The sequence below is a fragment of the Thiomonas arsenitoxydans genome (genome assembly GCF_000253115.1).
GTDB lineage: Bacteria > Pseudomonadota > Gammaproteobacteria > Burkholderiales > Burkholderiaceae_C > Thiomonas > Thiomonas arsenitoxydans.
Genome location: NC_014145.1, coordinates 253,006 through 275,583 on the forward strand (window position 1 = coordinate 253,006; position 22,578 = coordinate 275,583).

Genomic DNA, 22,578 nt, shown 5'->3' on the forward strand with positions numbered 1-22,578 from the left:
TGAACACATCTCCACCCCTTAATCAGGAGAGAGCCATCATGCAAACCAGCGCGCGCAATCATCTTCAAGGCAAGGTTCATGCAGTGCACGACGGTGCAGTCAACACCGAAGTCGTGCTCGACCTCGGCGAGGGCCAGCACCTCGTGGCCATCGTCACCAAAGACAGCGCCCATCGTCTGGGCCTTGCCGCGGGCAAATCGGCCTGGGCGCTTGTCAAGGCCTCGTGGCCCATTCTGGTCGAGGGCGCCGCCCCGGCCACCTCGGCGCGCAACACCCTGTGCGGCACGATCAAGGCCGTCACCACCGGCGCGGTGAACACCGAAGTGGTGCTGGGCCTCAAGGGCGGCGCCGAACTGGTGGTGATGATCACCACCGGCAGCGAAAAAACACTCGGCCTGAAGGTGGGCGACGCCGCATGCGCGCTCATCAAGGCCACCCATGTCATCCTCGGGGTGGACTAAACGTCCCATCTCGCTTGGCGACCCGCAACCGAGTGTTGCGGGTCGCATTTTCTTGATCTTCTTGTAACCAAACCAAACGGAGTGTGATGATGGGTATGACTCAATTCCTGCGGGCCATCAGTGGTGCGCTGCTCTTTACTTTGGCGCTGGGCGTGGCGCATGCAGAGAAGGTCACGATTGTCGCCGCATCCGATTTGAAGTTCGCCATGGGCGACATCGTGCAGGCGTTCGAGAAAGCCCATCCAAACGACAAGATCGAGGTGATCTACGGCTCTTCGGGCAAGTTCTTTTCCCAGATCAAGCAAGGCGCGCCCTACGATCTTTTCTTCTCGGCAGACATCAAATATCCGCAAGAGCTGGAAAAGTCGGGTCTGGCCGCGGGCAAGGTCGTGCCCTATGCCTTTGGCCGCATCGTGCTGTGGAGCGCCACGATGGACGCCAGCAAAATGACCCTGCAGAGCTTGACCAACCCTGACATTCAGCACATCGCCATCGCCAATCCCAAGCACGCCCCCTACGGCAAGCGGGCCGAAGAAGCGCTGAAAGCGGCCAAGGTTTGGGACAAGGTCGAGCCCAAACTGGTGTTCGGCGAAAACATTTCACACACGGCGCAGTTGGTCGAAACCGGCAATGCGCAGGTGGGCATCATCGCGCTTTCGCTCGCGCTCAACCCGCAGCTCTCCAGCAAGGGCAAATACTGGTTGATTCCCGACAATCTGCACGAACCGCTGGAACAGGCCTACGTCCTCACCAAGCGCGGTGAAAGCAACCCTGTCGCCAAAGCGTTTGCCGCGTACATGAACAGTCCCGAGACGAGCAGCGTGATGAAACGCTACGGTTTTGTGCTGCCGGACCAGGCCAAGTAAGCGATGAGCTTGTTGTTGACCGCCGAAGATTGGCAAACCATCGGCCTGACGGCCAAGCTCGCGCTGACCGTCACCGCCTGCCTTTACATCATCGGCACGCCGATCGCCTGGTGGCTGGGCCGCACGCGCTCGCGGCTCAAGGGGGTGATTGGCGCGGTGGTCGCGTTGCCGCTGGTGTTGCCTCCTTCGGTGCTGGGCTTTTATCTGCTACTGGCCATGGGGCCGTTTGGCTTCATCGGCCGCTTCACCAGTTGGCTGGGCGTGCATCCGCTGCCGTTCACCTTTTGGGGGCTGGTGGTCGCGTCGGTGTTTTATTCGATGCCGTTCATGGTGCAGCCGCTGCAAAACGCCTTCGAGGCGATCGGCGACAAGCCGCTGGAGGCTGCGGCCACACTGCGCGCCTCGCCGTGGGATGCGTTTTTTACCGTAGCCTTGCCGATGGCATTGCCCGGAATTCTCACCAGCGGCATTCTCACCTTCGCTCACACCGTGGGTGAATTCGGTGTGGTGCTCATGGTGGGCGGCAATCTGCCGGGAGAAACGCGCGTTGCTTCGGTGCAAATCTACGATCACGTCGAGGCCTTGGAATACGCCGGTGCGCACCGGCTATCTGCGGTCATGCTGGCGTTTTCCTTCCTGGTGCTGCTGTTGCTTTATGGATGGCGTCCGAATCCGAAAAAAGCGTGAACATGGCGGCGGATACGATCGACATTGACCTGACGCTGCGTTGGCCCGAGTTCACGCTGCAAGTCGCGCAAAGTCTGCCCGGACGCGGGGTCACCGCGCTGTTTGGTCACTCCGGCTCGGGCAAGACCACCTTGCTGCGCTGCGTTGCCGGACTCGAGCGGCCGCGCGGCAAGCTGCATTTCAAGGGGCAGGCCTGGCAGGACGAACGCCGCTTCCTGCCGCCGCACCAGCGGCCGCTCGGATATGTGTTCCAGGACGCCAATCTGTTTGCGCACCTGTCGGTGCTGGGCAATCTGCGCTACGGCATGAAGCGAGCCGGGCGGGGCGATGCCGACATCGACCCGATCATCGACTTGCTCGGCATCGGGCATTTGCTGCCGCGGCGGCCCGCCTTGCTCTCGGGCGGTGAACGTCAGCGCGTGGGCATCGCCCGGGCGCTGGCGCTGCAGCCGCAACTGTTGTTGATGGACGAGCCGCTGGCGGCGCTCGACCTCAAGCGTAAGCTCGAAATCCTGCCGTATCTGGAGCGGCTGCACAACGAGCTCGACATTCCCATGCTCTACGTCACCCATGCGCCGGCCGAGGTGCTGCGGCTGGCCGACCATGTGGTCATGCTCGGCGGCGGGCAGGTGCAGGCCAGCCTGCCGCTGCGTGAGGCGGTGGCGCTGCCCGGCTCGCCGCTGTTCGCCGGACAAAGCCATGTCGCCGTGCTGTTGGGCCGTGCGGGGGCTGCGGAGCAGGGCTTGCGCGCGTTCGAAGTCGCCGGCCAAACCTTGCGCGTGCCGGAAGACGCCTGCAGCGGCTGCGAGCCAGGGCGGGTCATGCGGTTGCAGGTCAGCGCGCGCGATGTCAGCGTGTCGCTGCTGCAGTTGCCCGAAGTGTCGATCAACAACCAGTTGCAGGTGCGTGTGGTCGAAATCGCTGATGCCGCGCACCCGGTCAACGTCCTGGTCAGGCTCGAACTCGGCGACGGTCAAATTCTGTTTGCCGAAATCACCCGGGCTTCGCGCGAGCGCCTGGAGTTGCGCCCGGGTCTGTTGGTGTGGGCGTTGGTCAAGGCGGTCGCGCTTGCTGGCGACATGATGCAATGACGGAAAACCATCCGATCGTCGGCGCGGCCCGCTCAGCCCCCTGCCCTACGGCCTGTGCCGTCCGTGGCTTTTTCACCGCGCTGGCCATCGGGCTGCTCGGCGGCCTGGTCGGCCTGGGCGGGGCGGAGTTTCGTCTGCCGGTGCTGGTCGGGCTGTTCGATCTGGCGACGCTGCAGGCGGTGATCGCCAACAAGGCGCTGTCGCTGCTGGTGGTGGGCGTGGCGATCGTCGCCCGGCTGCACGCCGTGCCGCTGGCGGTTTTGCTGCCGCATTGGCCCGTGGTGCTCAACCTGTTGGCGGGCAGTCTGCTCGGCGCTTGGTGGGCCGCGGGCTGGGCGATGCGCCTGCCGCGCAAGACGCTCGATGGCGTGTTGCTGGTTCTGCTCATTCTGTTGGCCTGCACCATGGCGGCCGAGCAGGTGTTCGGCCTGCGCGCCCTGCCCAATCTCGCACAGATTCTGTCGCCCTGGGGGCATGCAGCGCTGGGCATCGCCGCCGGGTTGGTGATCGGCCTATTCGCCGCGGTGATGGGCGTGGCCGGGGGCGAGCTGCTGATTCCGACCATCGTGCTGCTGTGGGGGCTGGACCTCAAGCTCGCGGGCAGCCTGTCGCTGCTGGTGTCGCTGCCGACCATGATCGTGGGATTTGCCCGCTACCGCGAAAGCGCGGCGTTCGCCGTGCTGCGCACCCATCGCGCGCTGCTGCTGAGCATGGCCGCAGGTTCATTGCTCGGCGCGCTGCTGGGCGGGCTGCTGCTGGGCGTCGTGCCCACCGACGGCCTCGGTCTGCTGCTGGCGCTGATTCTGGCGGTCTCGGCGTGGAAAGTGTTTCGCCACCGGCGTTCCTCCTGAACACCATAAGGAAAGTTTGTCATGCAAATCGTTTTGCTCACCCGTCGCCGCCTCGCTCTCGGCGGTTTGATGGCGCTGCTGCCCGCGGCGCGCGCACTGGCTGCCGATCCCGCCGGGCTGCTGCTCATGGCTGGCGCCGGTTACAAGCGCCCGGTCGAGGCGCTGTGCGCCGACTTCACCCGCGACACCGGCATTGCGGTGGAGCGCAGCTATGGCAATCTGCAGCAAATCTTTGCCCAGGCTCGCGCCAGCGGGCGGGTGGATGTGCTGATCGGCGACGCCGATTTCATCGACCACGCCAAAGACCTCAACCTGCCGCAGCGCCAGATACTCGGCCAGGGCAAGCTGGTGCTGGCGTGGCGGCGCAAGCTGCTGGGACGCCGCAGCCCCGACCCGATCATCGACCCGGTGCGCGACCTGCCCGAGATGCAGTCCATCACCCTGCCCAACCCGCAGCAAGCGATTTACGGCCGAGCCGCCGAGCAATGGCTCAAGGCCAAGGGCCTGTGGGCGCCGCTGCAGGACAAGCTCAAAATCGTGCAGACCGTGCCGCAGGTCAGCGCCTACCTCACCTCGGGGCAGATCGACGCCGGTTTTCTCAACCTCACCGAGGTACTGGCGGTCAAGGGGCAGCTCGGCGGCTACCTCGAACTCCAGCCGGGGGCGGATAGCTATGCGCCCATCGACATCGTCGCCGCATTCCCCGAGCAGACGGTACAGCCCGAAACCGCGGCCAGCCGCGCCCGCTTTGCGCAGTTCTTGCAAAGCGCGCAGGCGCAGGAGATTTTGCGCCGCGCCGGGCTGTGAGCCTTGCCGCATGTCCGTCCTCACCCCGGATGCGGTCAAGGCGCTGTGGCTGAGCGTGCAAATCGCCCTGCTGGCGCTGCCCGCTTACGCCGCGGCCGCCGTGCTGTTGGGTTACGCACTGCAATTCGGCCTGCGCCGACCGGCTTGGTTGGACGCGCTGATCACCATCCCGCTGGTGTTTCCGCCGGTGGTCATCGGCTTTGCCCTGCTGTGGCTGCTGGGGCGCGAGAGCCTGCTCGGGCGCGCGCTGCAGCTCGTCGGCGTGAATTTTGTGTTCACCTTTCCGGGGCTGCTGCTGGCGGCTTTCATCGCCGGGCTGCCGCTGGCAGTCAAGACCCTGCAGACCGCGCTGCAGACGCATCCCCGCGTGTGGCACGAGGTGGCGCTCACCCTGGGGCGCGGGCCGGTCAATGTGTACCTCACCATGCACCTGCCGATTGCCCTGCCCGCCTTGCTCGGCGGGCTGCTGCTGGCGCTGGCGCGCGGCATGGGCGAGGTGGGGATTTCGCTCATGCTCGGCGGCAACATCCTCGGCCGCACCGAAACCCTGTCGCTGGCGATTTTCAACACCGTGACCACGGGCGACTACGCCCAGGCGGCCTGGCTCAGCGCCTTGCTGGGCGGGTTCAGCCTGGTGCTGTTCGTTGCCGTGCGTCTGCTGCAAAACAAGGAGCTTGCCAAACATGATGTACTTCACCCAGGCTGACATCGATCAGCTCATTCTCGAAGACCTGCCGCTGCACGACGAAACCACGCGGGCGCTGGCGCTGCCCGACGTGCCCGGCAGCCTCACCTACTGCGCACGCCAGCCCGGCGTGCTCGCGGGCCTGGCGCCGCTGCTGCGCCTGGCGCAATCGCTGGGTTTGCGCCCCGAGCCGCTCGCGACCGATGGCGACACTACCGCGCCGGGGCAGGCGGTGCTGCGGCTGCACGGCAACGCGCACGCGCTGCACATGGCCTGGAAACAGGGCATGAACCTGATCGAATACCTGAGCGGCATCGCCAGCGCCACGCGGCAGATGGTCGATGCCGCGCGCGCGGGCAATCCACGCATTCAGGTCGCGGGCACGCGCAAGGCGCATCCCGGAGCGCGCAAGCTGCAGCACTACGCCGTGCTGTGCGGCGGCGGCATGGTGCACCGCGCCGGGCTGTCGGAAACCATTCTGGTGTTCGCCCAGCACCGCGCCTTTCTGCCTGATCTGGATGCGGCGCAACTGGTGGCGCGCGCCAAGGCGCACAGCCCGGAGAAATTCGTGCTCATCGAGGCCGAAAGCGCTGATGACGCACTGGTCGCCGCCCGCGCCGGGGCGGACGGCGTGCAGCTCGACAAAATGTCGCCCGCGCAACTGACCGCGCTCGTGCCGCAACTGCGCGCGCTGCAGCCGCGGCTGACCATCAATGCCGCAGGCGGCATCCGCCCCGACAACGCCGCAGCGTTTGCCGCCAGCGGCGTGGACGTGCTCGTGACCTCCAGCCTGTACAACGCCAAGGCCGCCGACTTCGGCGCGGTGATGCAGCGGCTGTGAACTCTCTCGCGCCGCCGTCGAGAATGCGGTTCGCGGTGGCGGGGTCGGCCCCCGCCACGGATGCGCCGTCACATGCGCTGCAGGCCCATTCGCCGCCACAACCCCTTTTCGATCTCGATGGCGGCAAACACCGCCAGGCTCAGCCCCAGGATCATCGCCCACGACGACGGCGGCAGCGCCGCGCCGCCGAGCAGTGACTGCAGCGGCGGCGCATAGGTGAACGCCAGCTGCAGCAGCACCAGCAAAATGGCCACCGCCAGCGCCACCGGATTGCCGTGCAACAGGGTGCGATGCAGCGCCGAGGCGGTGTAGCTGCGCACCTGAAACAGATAGGCCAGTTCGGCGAAGGCCAGCATATTGACCGCTGCGGTGCGTGCAAGCTCAAGGCTGCTGCCGCGTGCCAGTTCCCATTCGAAAATACCGAAGGTTGTTGCACCCATCAGCAGGCTGACGAACCCGATGCGCACCAGCATGGAGCGGGTGATCAGCGGCTCGGCGGGTGAGCGCGGCGGCCGCTGCATGACGTCGATTTCGGGCGGCTCGAAGGCCAGCGCCAGCGACAGCGTGACCGCGGAGACCATGTTCACCCACAGGATCTGGCTGGCGGTGACCGGCAGGGCCAGTCCCGCCAGCAGGGCAAACAAAATCACGCCAGCCTCGCCGATATTCGTCGGCAGGATGAATAGCAGCGACTTCTTGATGTTGTCGAACACCGCGCGGCCTTCGCGCACGGCGCGGGCGATGGTGGCGAAGTTGTCATCGGTGAGAACCAGATCGGCGGCCTCGCGCGCGGCGTCTGTGCCTCGCCGCCCCATCGCCACGCCGATATCGGCGGCCTTGAGCGCCGGTGCGTCGTTCACGCCGTCGCCGGTCATGGCGACGAGTTCGCCGTCGGCCTGCAGCGCGCGCACCAACCGGAGTTTGTGTTCCGGGCTGGCGCGGGCGATGACGTCGGTCTGGAGCAAGGCGCGGCGCAAGGCGGCCTCATCGAGTGGGTCGATGCGTGCACCGTCGAGCGGCAACGCGGCATTCAGCCCGATCTGCGCACCGATGGCTGCGGCGGTTGCGGCGTGGTCGCCGGTGATCATTTTCACCCGCATTCCGGCACGCTGACACTCGGCCACTGCGGCAACGGCCTCATCGCGCGGCGGATCGATCAGGCCCGCCAGGCCCAGCAGGGTGAACCGCGGCGTGATGTCGGCGACGGTTAGTTGCGCCATGTCTGAGGCGGCTTCGCAGCGTGCCAGCGCCAGCACGCGCAAGCCCGATTGCGCTGCCCGCTCGATGGCCGCGAGCCAGTCGGACTGCACCACCGGCGCGCCATTCGCCTCCAGCGTGCACAAGGCGAGCACCTGTTCCGGCGCGCCCTTGAGCAGAATGAACGCCTTGCCCTGGGGGTCGCGATGCAGCGTGGCCATGTAGCGCAGTTCGGATTCGAAGGGGATGGCATCGACCCGCGGAAACTGCGCACACAGCGCCGCCCCGTCGAGACCGGCTTTGTAGGCCAGCGCCAGCAGCGCGCCCTCGGTGGGATCGCCGACGAGTTGCCATTGCTGCTGCGCATCTTGCTGCAATTGCGCGTCGTTGCACAGCAATGCGCAGGTGGCGAGCGCCTGCAGCGCGTCATGCTGCGCCGGATGGATTGGCTTGCCCGCGGAAGTGAACACGCCAATCGGCGCGTAGCCCGCGCCGCTGACGGCGAGTTCGCATCCCGTCAGCATGACCCGCACCGCGGTCATTTCGTTGCGGGTGAGCGTGCCGGTTTTGTCGGTGCAGATCACGGTGACCGAGCCCAGGGTTTCGACGGCGGGAAGGCGAAGCAGCACGGCGCGCTGACGCGCCATATTGCGCGTGCCGATCGCCAGCACGATGGTGACGATGGCCGGCAGGCCCTCGGGAATCGCCGCAACCGCGAGCCCGACCACGGCGAGAAACACATCGAACATGGGCATATGCCGCACGGCAACCCCAAAGGCGAAGGTCAGGGCGCTCAACAGCAGAATCACCCAGGTGATCTGGCGCGAAAAGCGGCCGAGGCGGCGCGTCAGCGGGGTTTCCAGCACGGCGGCCTCGCGCACCATATCGCCGATGCGGCCGATTTCCGTCGTGCGCCCGGTTTCCACCACCACACCCCGCCCCTGGCCGCAGCGCACTACGGTTCCGGCGTAGGCCATGCAGCGGCGTTCCGCCACGGGCGTTGCCTGGTCTACTGCTGCGGTGTCCTTCTCGGTGGCCACTGATTCGCCCGTCAGCGCAGATTCGTCGATGCGCAGTTTTTTGACCTACAGCAAGCGCAAGTCGGCTGGAACCCGGGCGCCGGATTCCAGCAATACCAGGTCACCGGGCACCAACTCGGACGCGTCGCACTCGGCATACACCCCGTCGCGCAGCACGGTGGCCCGGCTGGCGAGCATGGCGCGCACCGCGGCCAGCGCTTGCTCAGCCTTTCCCTCCTGCACAAAGCCGATCACGGCGTTGATCAGCACCACTCCCAAGATGACCGCGGTGTCCACATAGTCACGCAGCAGCAATGTGACCCACCCTGCGGCGAGCAACACATAAATCAGCGGATTATGAAATTGCAGCGCGAAGCGGAGCAAAGGGCCACGCCGGGGCGGGGCGGGCAGGCTATTGGGGCCCTGCTCACGCAGGCGCCGCCTGGCTTCGTCCGCGCTCAGGCCGCGCTGCGCATCGCTTTGCAAGGCCGCCAGCGCGTCAGTCGCTTCGCAAGCATGCCAGAGAGCGCCCCCAGGCCACCGCTTTGCAGCGGCCGCCCCCCGAGCGGCTTGCAAGCCGCCAGGTGGATAAGAAAACTGGGGGCGGCCCGGCGTTTTCTCATAAGGTTGTTCGGGAAGGGGCACGGGCGCTCGCTGATGGCCGGAATGCGCAAAGATTAGCAGCGCATATTCTGGGTTCGGATGACACCGCGCACACCTCTGCAAGCACCTTGTCACATCTTCTCACCGCTGTCGGCTTGCAGTCGCAGCACAATCAAAAAACGCAACTGCGCAACCGCGCGAGGAGACAACGATGTTCCAACTGAAGCGTTCATCAAAATCGCTCATTCCCGCACTCTGCATGACCGCCTTGGCGCTGTCAGCAGGCTCGGCCTTTGCCGCGACCGCACCGGCGGGCAAGTTCACCGCCACGGCCAAAGTCTCGTCGATCGACGAGGCCGCAGCGCAAGGCGCGCAAATTTTCGCCAACGACACCTTCGGCACCAAGCAGACCTGGGTGCCGGCCAACGCCTTCAGCAGCCATCTCATGACCTGCGCCGCCTGCCACACGGACGGCGGCAAAACCGAGGGCACGACCCCGGCGGGCGCTCACCTGCCCAGTCTGATCGGCGCAGCGGCCAACTATCCGAAATTCAAGGCCAAGAAGCACGCGGTCTACACCCTGGAGCGGCAGATTGTGCATTGCGTGCGCGCCGGCATCGTCGGCAAGCCCCCGGCGTATAACAGCCCGGAAATGATCGACCTCGTGGCCTATCTCACCCAGATCTCCAAGGGCGCCACCATGGGGCAGCAATTCAAGTGATTGGGCTGCGTCGAATCGTCATCGGCGGCGCGCTCGCCTGGGGAGCGGTTGCCGTAGCGTGGGCCGCTTCAGCTTCCGATATGCAAAAACTGGCCGAGTCGCAGGGCTGTTTTTCGTGCCACGCGATCAACCATAAGAAGGTCGGGCCGGCTTACACCGCGGTGGCGCAACGTTACGCTCACAACCCCAACGCCGCGGCCATTCTGCAAGACGCGATTCTCAACGGCCATCAAGGCACATGGGGCGTGATTCCGATGCCCGCTTACGCCCCGGACGGCTACCTTAACCCGCATCAGGCGCTCGATCTGGCGAAATGGATTCTGAGCCTCAAGCCCAAACCCTGAAAAGCGCGCGCAGCCGCGCGCGGCGCTTATTTTTTCTTGTGGCGATCTGGCACGAAGGTGACGATTTCCGGCCGCACCGCATCTGGCGAAATTGGTTTGGGCGGAGATTTGTCCGCCTTGGGTTTTTTGACTTCCTTGTTCGTCCGTTGCTGACCTTTGGGCATGATGACGCTCCTTGTTGTGTGCATTGTCCCGCATCGGGAATAAAAAAACCGCAGCCTTGGCTGCGGTTTTTTGTTTGAGCCCTTGCGGGATCAGATCATGATCACAGCGGCGTCACGTTCGAAGCCTGCAGGCCCTTGGGGCCTTGCTTGACTTCGAATTGCACGCGCTGGTTTTCTGCCAGAGTCTTGAAGCCATTGCCTTGAATTTCGCTGAAATGCACGAACAGATCGGCATCGCCGCCGTCCTGGGCGATGAAGCCAAAGCCCTTGCTTTCGTTAAACCATTTGACGGCGCCAGTTTGCATAGCCATTTTTGAGTTCCTAAAAAGTGAATGAGCTGCGCAGCAACATGCCAGCGCAGTGCAGAAACACGCCAGAAATCACTTGGGGAATTCAATCAGGCCGCAAACCGCTGCAGGGCAGACGGATTGGGTTTCGACGATCTTCTTCAAAACGACCTACTTTTGCGTTTACTACGGGGTGCATTGTACTCGATACGCACGCTTGCGTGCCTGGTTGCAAAAAAAATGTGGCGCAGAATGCAGATGCGGGCAACACCCTGCGCGGCATCAACCGGACCATTTCCTTGATCGAACCTTTGCTACTCACCACGGCGCGTGTCTCCACGTTCAACAATGATCAGGCGTTGACCGGCGCGAGCGGTTTTTTCTTTGCGCGTGACGCTCGGTTGTTTTTGGTGACCAGTCGCCATGTGCTGATCGATGCTCCGAGCGGGCACCACCCCAACCGCATCGAAATCGAGCTGCATACCGACGAAGACAACCTCACGCGACACACAGCGTTGTCGGTGCTGCTCTACCGTGACGGAAAAAGCGTCTGGCATCAAGGGAAAGACTCGGGCGGGGAGATCGATGTGGCGGTCATTGAGCTTGATCGCAACGCCATGCCTGAGTCTTTGGCGATTCGCTCTTTCACTCCGGCGCATCTGCAAAGCTCGCTTGATGATGTGGAGGTGGGAACCTCTTTGCTCGTGGTGGGCTTTCCGCTGGGTTTCCACGATACGTTGCATCACCTGCCTGTGGTGCGTCAGGCGGTGATTGCCTCGTCATTCGGGCTGCGTTTTCAGGGGCAGGGTTACTTCCTCACCGACGCGCGAACGCACCGCGGAACCAGTGGCGCGCCGGTGGTGATGCGCAGTGCGGAATCGCGCGATGATCTACCCTGGAAACTGCTGGGCGTGCATTCCGCGCGGATCGATATGGGCGGGCGTGATCTGCAGCGCGATGAATCGCTCGGACTGAACTGCGCCTGGTACGCGGATATTTTGCTGACCCTGACGGCGCCAGCAGTAAAAAAAGCTCCCGTACTGGACGATCCGGGGGGCAAAGACGCCGCTGCGGTCAAACCAGAAGTGCGCAGCGAACGGTAGTTCCCCACCCCGCCTATTTGTCGCCGACTGCGGGGTGAGGCATGGGCATGACTTATGCTGCGTCAACCTGATACAGCCCCCTTGCTCCGATTGCTTCACCTCGATGACCGGCCTCGAACTCACTCTGCTTTATTTGGTTGCCGCCGTGCTGGGCGTGGCCTTGTTTCGTGCGTTGTCCATGCCGCCCATGCTCGGCTATCTGGCGGTGGGCGTGGTCATCGGGCCCAACGCGCTGGCCCTGGCCGGAGATACTTCGGGCATGCAGCATCTGGCCGAGTTCGGCGTGGTGTTCCTGATGTTTTCCATCGGGCTGGAGTTCAGCCTGGGGCAGCTCAAAGCCATGCGTTCGCTGGTGTTCGGGCTGGGCGCGGCGCAAATGCTCTCGACCCTGGCGGTGGTGCTGCTGGCCAGTCTGGCGTTCGCCTGGTTCATGCCGAAGTTCTGGTCGCAGCCGATTGCGGCAGGCATTGCCCTTGGCGGCGCGTTTGCCATGTCGTCCACGGCCATCGTGGTCAAACTGCTGGCGGAGAAGATCGAGCTCGATTCGCCGCATGGTCGCCACATCATCGGCGTGCTGCTGTTTCAGGATCTGGCGGTGGTGCCCCTGCTGATTCTCATTCCAGCCATGGCCTCGCACAGCAGCGATCTGTCCTGGCTGCTGACGCTGGCACTGATCAAAGCGGTGCTGGTGCTGGCCGTCATTCTGTTGGCGGGCGGGCGGCTGCTGCAGCCTTGGCTGCGCATTGTGGTCAAGCGCAAGTCGGACGAGTTGTTCATGCTCAACCTGCTGCTGCTCACGCTCGGTCTGGCGTGGATCACCGAGATGGCGGGGCTGTCGATGGCGTTGGGGGCTTTTCTCGCCGGGATGCTGATCGCCGAGACGCCCTACAAGGCGCAGGTGGAAGCGGATATTCGCCCCTTCCGCGACGTGCTGCTCGGCCTGTTTTTCATCACCATCGGCATGCTGCTCGACTGGCGGCTTGTGCTGGCGCAGTGGTGGCTGGTGCTGCTGCTGGCCGTGCTGCCGCCGCTGGTCAAGGCGGCGCTGGTGTTCGGCATCGAGCGTCTGCGAAAAACGCCGCCGGGGCTGAGCCTGCGGGTGGCGCTGTGGCTGGCGCCGGCGGGTGAATTCGGCATCGTGCTGATCAATATCGCGTCGGGCAACACGCTCATTCCGCCCGAGGTGCTCAATCCGGTGCTGGCGGCCATGGTCATTTCCATGCTCTACACCCCGTTGCTGGCGCAGTACATCGACCGCATTGTGCTCAAGGTGTCCTCGGCGGACTGGATGCTCGCCTCGCTGCAGCTCACCAATATCGCGCGCAGTTCCATCAAGGCGCAGAACCACGTCATCATCTGCGGCTTCGGCCGCTGCGGGCAGAATCTGGCGCGCCTGCTCGACACCGAGCACATTGCGCACCTTGCGCTCGACCTCGATCCCGACCGCGTGGCGCAGACCAAGGCCGCCGGGCAGAACGTGGTGTATGGCGACTCCACCCGGCTGGCTACGCTGCAGGCGGCCGGCTTGCAGCGGGCGAGTGCGCTGGTCATCACCTATGTCGAGACGCATTCGGCGCTGCGCATCCTGCATCTCATGCATGAACATGCGCCGCATGTGCCGGTGGTGGTGCGCACCATGGACGATGGCCCGCTGGAAGAGCTGCGCCAGGCTGGCGCTGCCGAGGTGGTGCCCGAAATTCTCGAAGGCTCGCTGATGCTGGCCTCTCACACTCTGGCTCTGGTGGGCGTGCCGCTGCCGCGCGTGCTCAAACGGGTGCGGCATGCGCGCGCGCAGCGCTATGGACTGCTGCGCGACTGGTTCCACGGCAGCGACGATGCCTCGCTGGAAGACGCCGATCAGCCGCGCCTGCAATCGGTCACCCTCACGGCCGAAGCTGCCGCCGTGGGTCAGATGCTGCGTGCGGTCAGCCGTGAGGGCGCGCGCGTCACGCAGGTGCGGCGCAACAACGGTCAGGTGCTCAAACCCGCTCCCACCTTGCTGCTGCAAGAGGGCGATACCGTGGTGCTTTCCGGCCTGCCCGATGCGCTGGCCGTAGCCGAGGCGGCGTTGTTGCGCGGTTGATCTATGCTGTGCGGATTTCCAGTTCTTCGCGCCGCCTGCCGTGCCCATACAACCTGATGCCTTTGCTGCCAGCCCCGCGCGGGTGATCGATGCTGCGGCCGTGTCGCCGCAGGAGGCCGTGGCCGAGCGTGCGCTGCGCCCGCAGCAGCTCGACGACTACGTCGGCCAGGTCCGGGTGCGTGAGCAGCTCGACATTTTCATCGGCGCGGCGCGCAAGCGCGAAGAAGCCCTCGACCACGTGCTGCTGTTCGGCCCGCCGGGTCTGGGCAAGACCACGCTGGCGCACATCGTGGCGCGGGAAATGGGCGTGAACCTGCGTTCGACCTCCGGCCCGGTGCTCGAACGCGCGGGCGATCTGGCTGCGCTGCTGACCAATCTGGAGCGCAACGACGTGCTGTTCATCGACGAGATCCACCGCCTTTCGCCGGTGGTCGAGGAGATTCTGTATCCGGCGCTGGAGGATTATCAGATCGACATCCTGATCGGCGAAGGGCCGGGCGCGCGCAGTGTGAAAATCGACCTGCAGCCCTTCACTCTGGTCGGCGCCACCACGCGCGCGGGCATGTTGACCAACCCCTTGCGCGACCGCTTTGGCATCGTCGCCCGGCTGGAGTTTTATACCGCCGAGGAATTGACTCGCATCGTGCTGCGTTCGGCCAAGCTGCTCGGTGCGGTCATCGACCCGGACGGCGCGGCCGAGATTGCCCGCCGCGCCCGCGGCACTCCGCGCATCGCCAACCGCCTGCTGCGCCGGGTGCGCGACTATGCCGACATGAAAGCTGCGGGGAGAATCAGCGCCGAAGTGGCCGATGCCGCATTGCGCATGCTCGACGTCGATCCGCTGGGTTTCGACGTGATGGACCGCAAGCTGCTCGAAGCGGTGGTGCACCGTTTCGACGGCGGGCCGGTGGGGCTGGACAATCTGGCCGCCGCCATTGGCGAAGAGCGCGACACCATCGAAGACGTGATCGAACCCTACCTCATCCAGCAGGGCTACTTGCAGCGTACCCCGCGCGGGCGCATCGCCACCGCGGCGACCTACGCCCATCTCGGCCTGGCCGCGCCGCAGCGCCCGGGCGGCGATCTGTTCGGCGGCTGAGGTCCGGCGAGATCAATACGCCAGATAGCCGTTCGGCGCGCTGGCGTTGCTGCCTTCCAAGCCCGTGGCGACCTTGCGGCCGTAGAAAAACGGTAGCCCCAGATCAACGAAACCCGAAATGGCCGCCGTTCCTCCCAGCGCGGGCAGGGCGGCGTTTTGCGTCTGGAACAGGGCTTGCGCATTGCCGATCACGATGTTCTGCGCCGGCCCATAGGAGCGGTCAGCCAACTGCAGACTGGCCGCCAGGCTGAACGCCTGCGACGGGCAGTAAAAGCTTGAGGTCTGCGAGCAGGTCGGCACGCCGCTGAGCGCCAGGTAATAACCGTTGGAGCCGCTGTCGACAAAGCCCGACATAGCCGTTCCGTTCAGGGTCAGGGACAGATTGCCCGCACTGTCGAGCGGATAAAGCTGCGCGCCGTTCAGCGTGTTGTTGGCCTGCGTGTTGATGCCGAAAATCAGCGTTCCGTTTGCGCTGGGCGCACCAAGGGGCAGCGGCACGCCAGGCAGGGCGAGGATGCTGCCGTTGTTGTCCGTGGCGAATGCCGCGATGGGGTTGATGCCTTGCAGCGAAGTGTCCACTGTCGCCCCCGTGCAGGTACTGCCGGTGCAGGCGAAATACACCCCCGGTTTGGCGCTTTGAGCGCAGGCGCTGCCGCAGTCGTACTTCAAATTGCTCACGCCCAGAATGCCGTTGGCGATGCCAAAAAAGTCACTGGCGAAATCGACCCCGCCCGTGCCGCTGCAACTGCTGGGCGCGGCGGGCAGCGCGGGGTCATCCATGATCTGGATCTGGATCGCGGTCGTGGTGGCTTCACCCCCGATCTGCACGATGGCCTGCCGCATGCTGCCCCAGGCATAGCCCGAGGCGAACTGCGCGCAGGCCGCCAAGGTGGAGCTGCCGTTGGTGACTTGGGGTAGCGCACTCAGCTGAGTGCTGTTGAGTGCAGCGGAAAACAGCCGTAGCCCCTGCGAGCCGGTGTCCACCAGCACGTCCGGGATGGACTGGCAAGGACTGCCGCCTGGTGCGCAAACCGTGACGGTGACGTAGGGCGTGTTCGCCGTGAGCGTGGTGGTGTTGCTGCCGAGTTGGCGAATGCTGACGGCGACTTCGTTGTAGGCCATCGAAACATTGCTGGGGGGCGCCGTATCGGACGTCGTGCTGGGCGTCGGGCTAGGCGTCGCGCTGGATGTCGTATTTCCACCGCCTCCTCCGCAAGCCGCGAGCAACAGCGCTGTGCTCAAAGCGGCGATGACAGATGCTGTGCGGAAGAAGGCGGATCGGCTTGTTTGCAGCATGGTTGCGGCCTCGGGGCTAGGTCAAATACAAGTCGGGGGTCATCGCCAAACCATTGAACCTCAGCTCAGATGACAGTGTCCATCGGGTTCAGAACGCCCAGTAGCCGTAGGGCGCGCTGGGGTTGCTGCTGTTCTCCAACCCGGTGGCGATGGGGCGGCCGTAGAAAAAGGGCAGGCCGAGATCGGCGAACTGGGCGATGGCGGCGGTGCCGCCCAGAGCGGGCAGGGCGGTGAAGTTTTGGTCGAACATGGTCTGCGCATTGCCGATGACCAGGGTCTGCGCGCTGGAGGCGCCGCTGAGCTGAACGGTGAGCGCAACCGGGCTGCTGGGGCAGTACCAACTGAATGCGGCGTTGGGCGTGCAGCGGGCGACGCTGGGGTCGAGGTCGAGAAAGTAGCCGTTGGAGCCGCTGTCGATGAAGCCGCGGCCCATCACGCCATCGATACGGCCGTCGATGTAGGCATCTTGCCCGATGGGGAAAATTTCGGCGCCCGCGGGCAGTGCGTTGTTGGGTTGCGTGCTGATGCCGAACACCAGTGTGCCGGTCGCGCTGGCAGCGCCACCGGGCGCCACGGCGGGCAGGGTGAGAATGCTGCCGTTATTGTCCACGGCAAACGCGGAAATGGGGTTGGCGCCCTGTTGCGAAAGCTCGGCGCTGGTCTGGCTGCAAGCGCCGCTCGCGCAGCGGTAATACATCGCAGGGCGGTCGGCGGCTGGTGTGGCCGCGGTGCAGCCTGCGCCGCAGTCGTGAATGAAATTGCTGATGCCCAGAATGCCGTTGGCCACCGGGGCGAAGCGGGTGGCGAAGTCGATGCCCTGTGCGGCGCAGGTCGAAGGCGCGGCGGGTAGGGTGGGGTCGTTCATGAACTGAACGGGGATGGCCGTGGTCGTGACTTCGCCGCTGATCTGCACCGTGGCCAGGTGCATGCTGCCCCAGGCATAGCCCGAGGCGAACTGGGCGCAGGCGGCCAGCGTGCCGCCGCCCGAGGCAATGCCAGGGAGATTGAGTGCGACCTTGTTGGCAAAAAGCCGCAGCCCCGCCGAGCCGGTATCCACCATCACGTCGGGAATGGTCTGGCAGTTGCCGCTGGCATCGCAGACCTTCACATCGACATAGGGCGTGTTCGCCGTGATGCTGGGGGCGCTCTGGAGCTGACGAATGCTGACCGCCGCCACATTGCTGCCCGTTGCGGGGCTGCTCAGGGTGACAGATTGGGGCAATGGTGGCGCGCTGCTGCCGCCGCCTCCGCAGCCGGTCAATAGCAGGCCAGCCAGCGCAGCGGGGGCGGCCAGACGCATCCAGCGGCGACTAAGGCGCCAGGAGCGCAGTCCGGTCAACATGGCGGCGCAGCCTCAGGGCTGAAGGCTGGCGGGGTCGAAACCGGCAGGAACCAGCGAGGGCACCCAAGCCACGCCGAGAAAGCCGCGCATGCGGCCCGCACTGTGCACCACGATGTCGCTGCCCGCCACCTGCGAGACATTGAGCTGTTGCGTCTGCGTCTGGGCGGCGTGGACGTAGGGGGCGAAATAGCTGCCGAGCAGTTGTTGCAGATTGGGCTTGAACGGCCCTTTCCAGGTGATGGCGAACACCGTGCCCGCCGCGTTGGCATATTCCGTGACCGTCACGCCCTGCGGCGTTTGCACGGTTTGCGATTGAACGGCCGACGCATTGCTGGTTGCGGTCGGGCCAGGCGTCGCCTGCGCCGCGACACGTTGCACCTGGCTGATCAGATGGCCGTCCTGGGCCGCTTCTGACAACGGGCGGCCCAGCCCGGCCTGGGCCGAAAGGCTGCTCAGTGCAAGGGTGAGCCCCAAGAGAGATGAAAACAGACGGGTACGGGCAGCAGCCATAGCGTGATGGAGCGAATGGGATCAAAAGTCGCAGTCTAACGACTCGTGACACTTTTCTTGATGGATTCAGCGCAGAAAAAACGGTGAAGCTGGCACTATTGCACGCCTTCATTCAGGCTGCGATCGAGATGCGCAGTATCGCCCCAACCCACCAGGGTGAGCTGGCCTTCGGCGTAGAGCAGGCGGTTGAGCGCGGCATTGCGCAGTTCGAAGCTGCGCGGCGCCTGCAGTTCCTGCCCGGTGGCGGCGCGGTAGAAGGCGTCGAGCACGCCGCCATGCACAGCGACGACGATGAGCTGGCCGGGATGGCGCGCGGCAATGCGCCGCAAGGCAGTCTGGGCGCGGTTGGCGAAGTCGCGCAGGGTTTCGCCGCCGGGGGCGGCGAAGGCCGGGTCGCGGTGACGCCAGCGGGCGCACAGTTCGGGATGCAGCGGTTCCAGCGCGGCAAAGCTATGGCCCTCGAACGCGCCGAAGCAGCGCTCGCGCAGGCCGGGGTCGAGTATGACGCTCAGGCCGTGCGGCGCGGCAATCGCTTCCGCCGTCTGCCAGGCCCGTTGCAGATCGCTGGCGTACACGGCGGCCAAGGGCTCCTCGGCCAAGGCGTTGGCGGCCAGCCGGGCCTGTTCCAGCCCGCGCGCGTTCAGCGCAATATCGGTATGACCCTGGATGCGCGAAGCGGCGTTCCAGTCGGTTTCGCCATGACGGATGGCGATGATGCGGGTCGGTTCGGGCGGGTTGTCGAGCATGGTGCCCGCATTGTGCCGCAGCCCTTCGCCGACCCGCGTGAGGTTCAGTTGAAGCTGTAGCCCACCCGCAGTTGCACATAGTCCTGCCCCGGGTTGGGGCGCTTGATGTCGGCGTTGGAGTAATGGGTGAGGCGCGCGCCCAGCGTCCAAGGCGTGCCCGCGAAGCGATGCAGCAGGCCGATGGAATCGCCGAACTGGTAGGCGGTGGAGATTCGCTTGGCACCGAGGGTCGTGCCCGAAAACAGGTTGGCGCCGATGCCGAATTCCATGGCCGTCTGCGGCGCAAACCACCAGCGCGCAAAGGGCGTGAGCCCGACGTGGGTGAGGTGGCGGCTGCCGGGGCCTTCCGAGCTGCTCACTTGCCCCAACGAGGCTTCGAGCACCACGTCGAGGCGGCTATGCGCGAAATCGTGTTGCCACAGCGGGCCGGATTGAAGGGCCAGCGTTGCATTGCTGTAGCTGTGGCCCTTGTCGATACCCCAGAGCGCGGAAAGCTCGGTGGCCTGCGCTGGCGCCAGACCTGCGGTGAACAGCAGGGCAGCGGCGAGGGCCGCGCGGCGCAGCGCCGCTGGGGTGAGCCCGGGCCGCTTCGCCCCTTGCTTGGGCCGATGGGAATTTTGAGAAGTTGGGTTTTGCATCGCAGACCTCTTTGGGGTTCTTGAGAAAAGATGTTTTTAGTGCGCGCCTGCTGCGGCCTCACCGCCGGCGCTGCTCTTGGAGGGTTTGATGAACCAGACCAGCACGATCATGGCGACAAACAGCCAGGCGCTGAGGCGGAACATGTCGTCCACCGCGAGGGTGTACGCCTGTTGGTCGATCAGGCGGTTGATCACACCCAAAGCCTGCTCATAACTGAAGCCCTGAGATTGCATGCCGTGCAGTACGGGCTCGACCACCGGACTGCCCGCGTAGATGTGCGTGACCAGTTGTTCATGGTGCAGATCGGCGCGGTCGGTCCACAAGGTGGTGTAGATCGAAGTGCCGAACGAACCTGCGGTGATGCGCGCGAAGTTCGATAGCCCCGACGCCGCCGCGATGCGGTGCGACGGCAGTCCGCCGAGGATGATGCCCAGCAGCGGGATGAAGAAAGTCGCCGTGGCGATGCCCTGAATCACCGTGGGGATGGAATATTCCCAATAGCTGTCGCCCGTGGTGAACTGCGAGCGCATATAGAACACGACGGCGAACACCAGGAAGGAAAACGTGGTGACCCAGCGCGAATCGAGCACGGGCAGATAGCGCCCGATAATGGGCGAGAGAATCAGCGCGAACAAGCCCACCCAGGCCAGCACCTCGCCCGCGTCGGTGGCGGTGTAGCCGATGAACTCCTGCAGCCACAGCGGCAGCAGCACCAGGCTGCCGAAGAACATGCCGTAGGCCAGCGCCAGCAGGATGGTGCCGATGGTGAAGGTCGGGATCTTGAACAGGGTGAGATCGACCACCGGATGCTCGTCGTAGATTTCCCAGATCAGGAACAGCACGAAACCCACTACGGCCGCGGCGGCCAGCGCGATGATGACCGGGCTGGAGAACCAGTCGAGTTCCTGCCCCTTGTCGAGCATGATCTGCAGCGAGCCTACCCAGATGACCAACAGCCCCAGTCCGGTCCAGTCGATCGGCAGCTTGCGGATGGGTGTTTCGCGTCGCAGGTAGATCGACGCCGTGACCGCCGCGGCCAGCAGACCCACGGGCACGTTGATATAGAAAATCCACGGCCAGGAGATGTTATCGGTGATCCAGCCGCCGAGCAGCGGCCCCATGATGGGGGCGATTAGCGTGGTCATCGACCACATGGCGATGGCCATGCCGGCACGCGCGGGTTTATAGCTGGAGAGCAGCAGGGTTTGTGAGAGCGGAATCATCGGTCCGGCGCTGGCGCCCTGCAGCACGCGGAACAGGATGAGAATTTCGATGCTCGGCGCCTGTCCGCACAAAAACGAGAACAGGGTGAACAGCAGAATGCTGATGAGAAACACCTTGACCGCGCCAAAACGCTGGGTGAGAAAGCCGGTGAGCGGCACGGCGATGGCGTTGGCCACCCCGAACGAGGTGATGACCCAGGTGCCTTGCGACGAACTCACCCCCAGGTCGCCCGCGATGGCGGGAATCGACACGTTGGCAATCGAGGTGTCGAGCACGTTCATGAAGGTCGCCAGCGACAGGGCGATGGTGCCCAGCACCAGCGCGCTGCCGGTCAAGGGCGTCATGTGCGTCGGCGTGGTTTTGGCGGGTGCCGGACTCGGCAAGGCGCCGGCCGCGCTTTCTTCAATTTCTTGCGTAGTGGCCATGTCAGCTCCGCACGGCCGTTCCGAAGGAGCTGACACCCCCCGTGGGGGGCAGCGAGCAAAGCGAGCGAGGGGGTCGTTTCATCTTGCTCCGCACGGCCGTTCCGAAGGAGTTGACACCCCCCTTGAGGGGCAGCGAGCATAGCGAGCGAGGGGGCTGTTTCATGTTGGCCTCTTTAGCGCTTGCCGCCGGCGTTGGCGGCGATGATGGCGTTCACCAGGGCGTCGGCCTTCTGCCAGTCGGCGGCGTAAACGTCGGTGCGGGCGGCGGGCTTGGTGGGCGGCTCGTCCATGACCAGCGGGCCTTTGTGGTCGCTGATATCGATGGTCACTTCGGTGGACATGCCCACGCGCAGCGGGTGGCTGGCGACTTGCTTGGGATCGAGCGCCACGCGCACCGGCAGGCGCTGCACCACCTTGATCCAGTTGCCCGTGGCGTTCTGCGCGGGCAACAGGGAGAACGCCGCACCCGTGCCCGCCGACAGTCCGACCACATGGCCGGTGTAGGTGAAGCTGCCGCCATAGGTGTCGGCAGTCACTGTGGCCTTCTGGCCGATGCGCACGTCGCGCAGCTGGGTTTCCTTCAGATTGGCGTCGATCCACACATCGTTCAACGGCACTACCCACATCAGCGGCTGGCCGGGCGCCACGCGCTGGCCGAGCTGCACCGTGCGCCGCGCCACCACGCCGCTGACCGGCGCCGGAATGGTGGTGCGTTCATACGCCAGATAGGCCTCGCGTAGCTTGGCCGCGGCCAGCTTGACCGAGGGGTTGTTGGCGATGACCGTGCCCGCGGTCAGCGCTTCGCTGGCGGCGAGTTGCTCCTGCGCGGCCTTCACCCCGGCCTGCGCGGTGGTCAACGCGGCTTGGGCGGATTGCAAGGCAATCTGTGCCTGCCGCAGTTCCTCAGCGCCCACCGCGCCGGTACCCGCCAGCTCCTGGCGGCGGCGCAGCGCGTCCTGGGCCTTGGCTACATTGGCCTGCGCGACGCTGACATCGGTCTGCCGCACGGCTACCTGGGCAGCCAGGGTGCCGTTGTTGGCAAAGCTCACCCGCACCTGACGCACCGCCTGCGCGAGCAGGGCCTCGGCCTGTTGCAGCGCCACATGGGTGTCGGCGCCGTCGAGCTGCACCAACGGCTGGCCGGACTTGACCAGCTGGGTATCGTCGGCGTCGATGGCGGTCACCGTGCCGCCCACCTGCGGCGTGACCTGCACCAGATTGCCCTGCACATAGGCGTCATCGGTGTAGGCGTAGCGCAGGGATTCCCAATAGTGATACCCGCCATAGACGGCGCCGACGATGACGAAAAAGCCGATGGCCAACAGCATCAGCCGCCGCCGCTTGGCGGCCTTGCCGTTGCCATTTCCGTTGTCGTTTCCGTTGCCATTTTCGGCGGGCTGGGCCGTGCCTTCTGTTTTATTGCTGTCTGGGGTACTCATGGATGCGCTCCGTTGGGATTCGATTCGTTTTTAGAAGGAGAAGTCAAA

23 protein-coding genes and 1 pseudogene are annotated in these 22,578 nt (G+C 65.0%); 13 read left to right on the plus strand and 11 right to left on the minus strand.

What is annotated here, in order from left to right:
• Positions 1–38 precede the first annotated feature (38 nt).
• From THI_RS01150 to modD, 8 genes are all read left to right on the plus strand, one after another.
• Positions 39–461 (plus strand): TOBE domain-containing protein, encoded by a 423-nt coding sequence (locus tag THI_RS01150; RefSeq protein ID WP_013104387.1) that lies wholly within the window; start codon positions 39–41, stop codon positions 459–461.
• Positions 462–550: 89 nt separating this feature from the next.
• Positions 551–1,327 (plus strand): molybdate ABC transporter substrate-binding protein, encoded by a 777-nt coding sequence (gene modA / locus THI_RS01155; protein ID WP_013104388.1) that lies wholly within the window; start codon positions 551–553, stop codon positions 1,325–1,327.
• Positions 1,328–1,336: 9 nt separating this feature from the next.
• Positions 1,337–2,014: a molybdate ABC transporter permease subunit gene (gene modB, locus THI_RS01160; protein WP_041609083.1), complete on the plus strand. Its 678-nt coding sequence runs from the start codon at positions 1,337–1,339 to the stop codon at positions 2,012–2,014.
• A 2-nt stretch (positions 2,015–2,016) separates the two neighbouring features.
• The gene (gene modC / locus THI_RS01165; RefSeq protein WP_013104390.1) at positions 2,017–3,105 is read left to right on the plus strand and encodes a molybdenum ABC transporter ATP-binding protein; all 1,089 of its coding nucleotides are present in this window, start codon (positions 2,017–2,019) and stop codon (positions 3,103–3,105) included.
• On the plus strand, positions 3,102–3,956 hold the full coding sequence (locus THI_RS01170) for a sulfite exporter TauE/SafE family protein (protein WP_013104391.1): 855 nt from the start codon (positions 3,102–3,104) through the stop codon (positions 3,954–3,956). The genes modC and THI_RS01170 overlap by 4 nt, the downstream gene beginning before the upstream one ends.
• A 21-nt stretch (positions 3,957–3,977) precedes the next feature.
• A complete protein-coding gene (modA, locus tag THI_RS01175; protein WP_013104392.1) occupies positions 3,978–4,763 on the plus strand; it encodes a molybdate ABC transporter substrate-binding protein in 786 nt (261 codons plus the stop codon).
• Positions 4,764–4,773: 10 nt separating this feature from the next.
• On the plus strand, positions 4,774–5,469 hold the full coding sequence (locus THI_RS01180; protein WP_013104393.1) for a molybdate ABC transporter permease subunit: 696 nt from the start codon (positions 4,774–4,776) through the stop codon (positions 5,467–5,469).
• On the plus strand, positions 5,447–6,289 hold the full coding sequence (modD, locus tag THI_RS01185) for a ModD protein (RefSeq protein ID WP_041608847.1): 843 nt from the start codon (positions 5,447–5,449) through the stop codon (positions 6,287–6,289). The genes THI_RS01180 and modD overlap by 23 nt, the downstream gene beginning before the upstream one ends.
• A 68-nt stretch (positions 6,290–6,357) precedes the next feature.
• Here the strand turns inward: modD and THI_RS19455 are convergent, their stop codons facing one another.
• Positions 6,358–6,924 carry a cation transporting ATPase C-terminal domain-containing protein gene (locus tag THI_RS19455; protein WP_269450363.1) on the minus strand — a complete coding sequence of 189 codons (567 nt, stop codon included), beginning with the start codon at positions 6,922–6,924 and terminating at the stop codon, positions 6,358–6,360.
• Positions 6,904–9,243: pseudogene (locus tag THI_RS19460) on the minus strand (cation-translocating P-type ATPase); the annotation flags it as partial. The gene THI_RS19455 and the pseudogene THI_RS19460, both read right to left, overlap by 21 nt.
• Before the next feature lie 76 nt (positions 9,244–9,319).
• Between THI_RS19460 and THI_RS01195 the strand changes: the two are divergent.
• Positions 9,320–9,829, plus strand: coding sequence for a c-type cytochrome (locus tag THI_RS01195; RefSeq protein ID WP_013104395.1), 510 nt, complete (start codon positions 9,320–9,322; stop codon positions 9,827–9,829).
• Positions 9,826–10,173 (plus strand): c-type cytochrome, encoded by a 348-nt coding sequence (locus tag THI_RS01200; RefSeq protein ID WP_013104396.1) that lies wholly within the window; start codon positions 9,826–9,828, stop codon positions 10,171–10,173. Before THI_RS01195 ends, THI_RS01200 begins: the two co-directional genes overlap by 4 nt.
• A gap of 26 nt (positions 10,174–10,199) precedes the next feature.
• On the opposite strand, the gene THI_RS19110 is transcribed toward THI_RS01200, so the two are convergent.
• Together THI_RS19110 and THI_RS01205 are read right to left on the minus strand one after the other, a co-directional pair.
• Positions 10,200–10,337 (minus strand): hypothetical protein, encoded by a 138-nt coding sequence (locus tag THI_RS19110; protein WP_013122011.1) that lies wholly within the window; start codon positions 10,335–10,337, stop codon positions 10,200–10,202.
• A gap of 101 nt (positions 10,338–10,438) precedes the next feature.
• Positions 10,439–10,642 (minus strand): cold-shock protein, encoded by a 204-nt coding sequence (locus THI_RS01205; protein WP_041608319.1) that lies wholly within the window; start codon positions 10,640–10,642, stop codon positions 10,439–10,441.
• A gap of 281 nt (positions 10,643–10,923) precedes the next feature.
• Here THI_RS01205 and THI_RS01210 point away from each other — a divergent pair, with 281 nt between their 5' ends.
• The 3 genes from THI_RS01210 to ruvB all read left to right on the plus strand — a co-directional run bounded on the left by THI_RS01210 (position 10,924) and on the right by ruvB (position 14,909).
• A complete protein-coding gene (locus THI_RS01210) occupies positions 10,924–11,727 on the plus strand; it encodes a S1 family peptidase (RefSeq protein ID WP_013104398.1) in 804 nt (267 codons plus the stop codon).
• A gap of 103 nt (positions 11,728–11,830) precedes the next feature.
• Positions 11,831–13,810, plus strand: a complete 1,980-nt coding sequence (locus THI_RS01215; RefSeq protein WP_013104399.1) for a monovalent cation:proton antiporter family protein — start codon at positions 11,831–11,833, stop codon at positions 13,808–13,810.
• Positions 13,811–13,850: 40 nt separating this feature from the next.
• The gene (gene ruvB, locus THI_RS01220) at positions 13,851–14,909 is read left to right on the plus strand and encodes a Holliday junction branch migration DNA helicase RuvB (protein WP_013104400.1); all 1,059 of its coding nucleotides are present in this window, start codon (positions 13,851–13,853) and stop codon (positions 14,907–14,909) included.
• Positions 14,910–14,921: 12 nt separating this feature from the next.
• Here ruvB and THI_RS01225 read toward each other — a convergent pair whose 3' ends face one another.
• The 7 genes from THI_RS01225 to THI_RS01255 all read right to left on the minus strand — a co-directional run bounded on the left by THI_RS01225 (position 14,922) and on the right by THI_RS01255 (position 22,530).
• Entirely contained in the window at positions 14,922–16,031 is a 1,110-nt protein-coding gene (locus THI_RS01225; protein WP_231836304.1) for a DUF3443 domain-containing protein, read from the minus strand.
• A gap of 262 nt (positions 16,032–16,293) precedes the next feature.
• A complete protein-coding gene (locus THI_RS01230; protein ID WP_013104402.1) occupies positions 16,294–17,547 on the minus strand; it encodes a DUF3443 domain-containing protein in 1,254 nt (417 codons plus the stop codon).
• Positions 17,548–17,559: 12 nt separating this feature from the next.
• Complete coding sequence (locus THI_RS01235) at positions 17,560–18,057, minus strand: DUF2844 domain-containing protein (RefSeq protein ID WP_013104403.1); 498 nt, start codon at positions 18,055–18,057, stop codon at positions 17,560–17,562.
• 95 nt (positions 18,058–18,152) lie between these two features.
• Positions 18,153–18,803, minus strand: a complete 651-nt coding sequence (locus THI_RS01240; RefSeq protein ID WP_013104404.1) for a histidine phosphatase family protein — start codon at positions 18,801–18,803, stop codon at positions 18,153–18,155.
• A gap of 44 nt (positions 18,804–18,847) precedes the next feature.
• Positions 18,848–19,441 carry an acyloxyacyl hydrolase gene (locus THI_RS01245; protein WP_013104405.1) on the minus strand — a complete coding sequence of 198 codons (594 nt, stop codon included), beginning with the start codon at positions 19,439–19,441 and terminating at the stop codon, positions 18,848–18,850.
• Between the two features lie 36 nt (positions 19,442–19,477).
• Positions 19,478–21,091, minus strand: a complete 1,614-nt coding sequence (locus THI_RS01250) for a DHA2 family efflux MFS transporter permease subunit (RefSeq protein ID WP_013104406.1) — start codon at positions 21,089–21,091, stop codon at positions 19,478–19,480.
• 173 nt (positions 21,092–21,264) lie between these two features.
• Complete coding sequence (locus THI_RS01255) at positions 21,265–22,530, minus strand: HlyD family secretion protein (RefSeq protein WP_013104407.1); 1,266 nt, start codon at positions 22,528–22,530, stop codon at positions 21,265–21,267.
• Positions 22,531–22,578 lie beyond the last annotated feature (48 nt).